This is a genomic window from Mycobacterium sp. ZZG (assembly GCF_054786995.1).
The window spans coordinates 1-5,501 of the sequence record NZ_JBTBFV010000111.1; the positions used below are offsets into that span (position 1 = coordinate 1).

At 56.8% G+C, this 5,501-nt stretch carries 3 rRNA genes; all 3 read left to right on the forward strand.

Annotated features, from left to right (window positions below):
• Window positions 1–175: 175 nt before the first annotated feature.
• The 3 genes from ACXMYJ_RS28355 to rrf all read left to right on the forward strand — a co-directional run bounded on the left by ACXMYJ_RS28355 (window position 176) and on the right by rrf (window position 5,494).
• Window positions 176–1,697 (forward strand): 16S ribosomal RNA (locus ACXMYJ_RS28355).
• A gap of 448 nt (window positions 1,698–2,145) precedes the next feature.
• Window positions 2,146–5,269, forward strand: a 23S ribosomal RNA gene (locus ACXMYJ_RS28360).
• 111 nt (window positions 5,270–5,380) lie between these two features.
• Window positions 5,381–5,494, forward strand: a 5S ribosomal RNA gene (gene rrf, locus ACXMYJ_RS28365).
• The 16S, 23S and 5S rRNA genes sit together here, the layout of an rRNA operon.
• Window positions 5,495–5,501: the final 7 nt, after the last annotated feature.

Here is a 5,501-nt window from a genome sequence, read left to right on the forward strand (position 1 = left end):
GTGTTGTTTGAGAACTCAATAGTGTGTTTGGTGGTTTTTGTTTGTTGTTTTTTGGCCTGCCTCTTTTTCCCGTTTAGGGGTGGGTTGTTTTTGGATGCCAGTTTTTGGTGTCTTGTTTGATGATCGGATTTCTCTGATTGTGAATTCTGCCTGCACTTTTTGGTGTGGGGGTTTTTGTTTGGAGAGTTTGATTCTGGCTCAGGACGAACGCTGGCGGCGTGCTTAACACATGCAAGTCGAACGGAAAGGCCCTTCGGGGTACTCGAGTGGCGAACGGGTGAGTAACACGTGGGTGATCTGCCCTGCACTTTGGGATAAGCCTGGGAAACTGGGTCTAATACCGAATACACCCTTCTGGCTGCATGGTCTGGGAGGGGAAAGCTTTTGCGGTGTGGGATGGGCCCGCGGCCTATCAGCTTGTTGGTGAGGTTATGGCTTACCAAGGCGACGACGGGTAGCCGGCCTGAGAGGGTGACCGGCCACACTGGGACTGAGATACGGCCCAGACTCCTACGGGAGGCAGCAGTGGGGAATATTGCACAATGGGCGCAAGCCTGATGCAGCGACGCCGCGTGAGGGATGACGGCCTTCGGGTTGTAAACCTCTTTCGCCAGGGACGAAGCGCAAGTGACGGTACCTGGAGAAGAAGGACCGGCCAACTACGTGCCAGCAGCCGCGGTAATACGTAGGGTCCGAGCGTTGTCCGGAATTACTGGGCGTAAAGAGCTCGTAGGTGGTTTGTCGCGTTGTCCGTGAAAACTCACAGCTCAACTGTGGGCGTGCGGGCGATACGGGCAGACTGGAGTACTGCAGGGGAGACTGGAATTCCTGGTGTAGCGGTGGAATGCGCAGATATCAGGAGGAACACCGGTGGCGAAGGCGGGTCTCTGGGCAGTAACTGACGCTGAGGAGCGAAAGCGTGGGGAGCGAACAGGATTAGATACCCTGGTAGTCCACGCCGTAAACGGTGGGTACTAGGTGTGGGTTTCCTTCCTTGGGATCCGTGCCGTAGCTAACGCATTAAGTACCCCGCCTGGGGAGTACGGCCGCAAGGCTAAAACTCAAAGAAATTGACGGGGGCCCGCACAAGCGGCGGAGCATGTGGATTAATTCGATGCAACGCGAAGAACCTTACCTGGGTTTGACATGCACAGGACGCCGGCAGAGATGTCGGTTCCCTTGTGGCCTGTGTGCAGGTGGTGCATGGCTGTCGTCAGCTCGTGTCGTGAGATGTTGGGTTAAGTCCCGCAACGAGCGCAACCCTTATCTTATGTTGCCAGCGCGTAATGGCGGGGACTCGTGAGAGACTGCCGGGGTCAACTCGGAGGAAGGTGGGGATGACGTCAAGTCATCATGCCCCTTATGTCCAGGGCTTCACACATGCTACAATGGCCGGTACAAAGGGCTGCGATGCCGTGAGGTGGAGCGAATCCTTTCAAAGCCGGTCTCAGTTCGGATCGGGGTCTGCAACTCGACCCCGTGAAGTCGGAGTCGCTAGTAATCGCAGATCAGCAACGCTGCGGTGAATACGTTCCCGGGCCTTGTACACACCGCCCGTCACGTCATGAAAGTCGGTAACACCCGAAGCCGGTGGCCTAACCCCTTGTGGGAGGGAGCCGTCGAAGGTGGGATCGGCGATTGGGACGAAGTCGTAACAAGGTAGCCGTACCGGAAGGTGCGGCTGGATCACCTCCTTTCTAAGGAGCACCACGAGAATCAGGCCCGCCCACATCGTGTGGGGGTTCGGTGATCTGATCGATTCGTTGGATGGCCCTGGCCTGTAGTGGGTTTCAGGGTCTGGTGCAGGCAACAGACATTGGCGCATGGGTAGGGAAATGCCGTGCGCGGCTGCCAGACACACTATTGGGCTTTGAGACAACAGGCCCTGCAGCCCCGTTGGGGGTTGGCCATTGCCCGTTGGGGTGGTGGAGCGTGTTGTTGCCCTGCTTTGGTGGTGGGGTGTGGTGTTTGATTTGTGGATAGTGGTTGCGAGCATCGAGATGATGGCTTGTATGAGGGCCTGTCTTCCTTTGTGGGGGTGGGTTTTCTTGTGTGGGTTGTCATTTCATGTAATGCAAATTTTTCTGATACTCGCATGCATCTCGTTGTGGGGTGTGTGTGGGTGACTCATTTTTTGGTTTTGTGTTGTAAGTGTTTAAGGGCGCATGGTGGATGCCTTGGCACTGGGAGCCGATGAAGGACGTGGGAGGCTGCGATATGCCTCGGGGAGCTGTCAACCGAGCGTGGATCCGAGGATGTCCGAATGGGGAAACCCGGCACGAGTGATGTCGTGTCACCCAACGCTGAATATATAGGCGTTGGGGGGGAACGCGGGGAAGTGAAACATCTCAGTACCCGTAGGAAGAGAAAACAAAAGTGATTCCGTGAGTAGTGGCGAGCGAAAGCGGAGGATGGCTAAACCGTGTGCATGTGATACCCGGCGGGGGTTGTGTGTGCGGTGTTGTGGGGTCTGTGTTCTGTCCGCCGCCGTGGGCAGCAGCAGTGAGAAAATCAGGTGTTAGGCGAAGTGGCCTGGGATGGTCTGCCGTAGTGGGTGAGAGCCCCGTAGTCGAAAACTCCTGATCTGCTGTCACAGGTTTCCCCGAGTAGCAGCGGGCCCGTGGAATCTGCTGTGAATCTGCCGGGACCACCCGGTAAGCCTGAATACTTCCCAGTGACCGATAGCGGATGAGTACCGTGAGGGAATGGTGAAAAGTACCCCGGGAGGGGAGTGAAATAGTACCTGAAACCGTGCGCTTACAATCCGTCAGAGCCTTCGTTTTTGCGTGGGGTGATGGCGTGCCTTTTGAAGAATGAGCCTGCGAGTCAGGGACATGTCGCGAGGTTAACCCGGGTGGGGTAGCCGTAGCGAAAGCGAGTCTGAATAGGGCGTATCCGCACAGTTGTGTGTGGTGTAGTGGTGTGTTCTGGACCCGAAGCGGAGTGATCTACCCATGGCCAGGGTGAAGCGCGGGTAAGACCGCGTGGAGGCCCGAACCCACTTAGGTTGAAGACTGAGGGGATGAGTTGTGGGTAGGGGTGAAAGGCCAATCAAACTCCGTGATAGCTGGTTCTCCCCGAAATGCATTTAGGTGCAGCGTCGCAGTGTTCGTGTCGGAGGTAGAGCTACTGGATGGCCGATGGGCCCCACAGGGTTACTGACGTCAGCCAAACTCCGAATGCCGACACGGTGTAATGCGGCAGTGAGACGGCGGGGGATAAGCTCCGTGCGTCGAGAGGGAAACAGCCCAGATCGCCGGCTAAGGCCCCTAAGCGTGTGCTAAGTGGAAAAGGATGTGCAGTCGCGAAGACAACCAGGAGGTTGGCTTAGAAGCAGCCACCCTTGAAAGAGTGCGTAATAGCTCACTGGTCAAGTGATTGTGCGCCGATAATGTAGCGGGGCTCAAGCACACCGCCGAAGCCGCGGCAGCACACTTGTGTGCTGGGTAGGGGAGCGTCCTGCATCCGGTGAAGCAGCAGAGTGATCTAGCTGTGGAGGGTGTGGGAGTGAGAATGCAGGCATGAGTAGCGATAAGGCAAGTGAGAACCTTGCCCGCCGGAAGACCAAGGGTTCCTGGGCCAGGCCAGTCCGCCCAGGGTGAGTCGGGACCTAAGGCGAGGCCGACAGGCGTAGTCGATGGACAACGGGTTGATATTCCCGTACCCGTGTGTGAGCGTCCCTGATGAATCACCGGTACTAACCGCCCAAAAGGCGACAGATCAATCCCTTCGGGGAGCGACCGTCGCCGGCTGCGCGGGACCTTCGGTGGTAGTAGTCAAGCGATGGGGTGACGCAGGAAGGTAGCCGTACCGGTCAGTGGTAATACCGGGGTAAGCCTGTAGGGCGAGTGATAGGTAAATCCGTCACTCATGATGCCTGAGAGGTGATGCATAGCCGATTGAGGCGAATTCGGTGATCCTATGCTGCCGAGAAAAGCCTCTAGCGAGCGCACACACGGCCCGTACCCCAAACCAACACAGGTGGTCAGGTAGAGAATACCGAGGCGTACGAGTGAACTATGGTTAAGGAACTCGGCAAAATGCCCCCGTAACTTCGGGAGAAGGGGGACCCCCACACCGTCAAGGCCCTCGCGGCCGGCAGCGGGAGGGGGTGGCACAAACCAGTGAGAAGCGACTGTTTACTAAAAACACAGGTCCGTGCGAAGTCGCAAGACGATGTATACGGACTGACGCCTGCCCGGTGCTGGAAGGTTAAGAGGACCCGTTAACCCTTTCGGGGGTGAAGCGGAGAATTTAAGCCCCAGTAAACGGCGGTGGTAACTATAACCATCCTAAGGTAGCGAAATTCCTTGTCGGGTAAGTTCCGACCTGCACGAATGGCGTAACGACTTCTCAGCTGTCTCAACCATAGACTCGGCGAAATTGCATTACGAGTAAAGATGCTCGTTACGCGCGGCAGGACGAAAAGACCCCGGGACCTTCACTACAACTTGGTATTGGTGCTCGATACGGTTTGTGTAGGATAGGTGGGAGACTGTGAAGCCCTCACGCCAGTGAGGGTGGAGTCGTTGTTGAAATACCACTCTGATCGTATTGGGCCTCTAACCTCGGACCGTCTATCCGGTCCAGGGACAGTGCCTGGTGGGTAGTTTAACTGGGGCGGTTGCCTCCTAAAATGTAACGGAGGCGCCCAAAGGTTCCCTCAACCTGGACGGCAATCAGGTGTTGAGTGTAAGTGCACAAGGGAGCTTGACTGCGAGACGGACATGTCGAGCAGGGACGAAAGTCGGGACTAGTGATCCGGCACCTCTGAGTGGAAGGGGTGTCGCTCAACGGATAAAAGGTACCCCGGGGATAACAGGCTGATCTTCCCCAAGAGTCCATATCGACGGGATGGTTTGGCACCTCGATGTCGGCTCGTCGCATCCTGGGGCTGGAGCAGGTCCCAAGGGTTGGGCTGTTCGCCCATTAAAGCGGCACGCGAGCTGGGTTTAGAACGTCGTGAGACAGTTCGGTCTCTATCCGCCGCGCGCGTCAGAAGCTTGAGGAAACCTGTCCCTAGTACGAGAGGACCGGGACGGACGAACCTCTGGTCTACCAGTTGTCCCACCAGGGGCACCGCTGGATAGCCACGTTCGGACAGGATAACCGCTGAAAGCATCTAAGCGGGAAACCCCCTCCAAGACCAGGCTTCTCACCCATTTCAGTGGGATAAGGCCCCCCGCAGACCACGGGATCGATAGACCAGACCTAGAAGCCTCGCAAGAGGTGCAGGGAACTGGCACTAACCGGCCGAAAACTTACAACACCAACAAAACCTCGCAACCACAACCACAAACCACACCACCCCCACCACCAATAAACAAGGGGCTATAAACTTCCCCACCACGGGGATCACTCAAAAACGAGTGAATACAGTTACGGCGGTCCATAGCGGCAGGGAAACGCCCGGTCCCATCCCGAACCCGGAAGCTAAGCCTGCCAGCGCCGATGATACTACCCACACGGGTGGAAAAGTAGGACACCGCCGAACACAAATT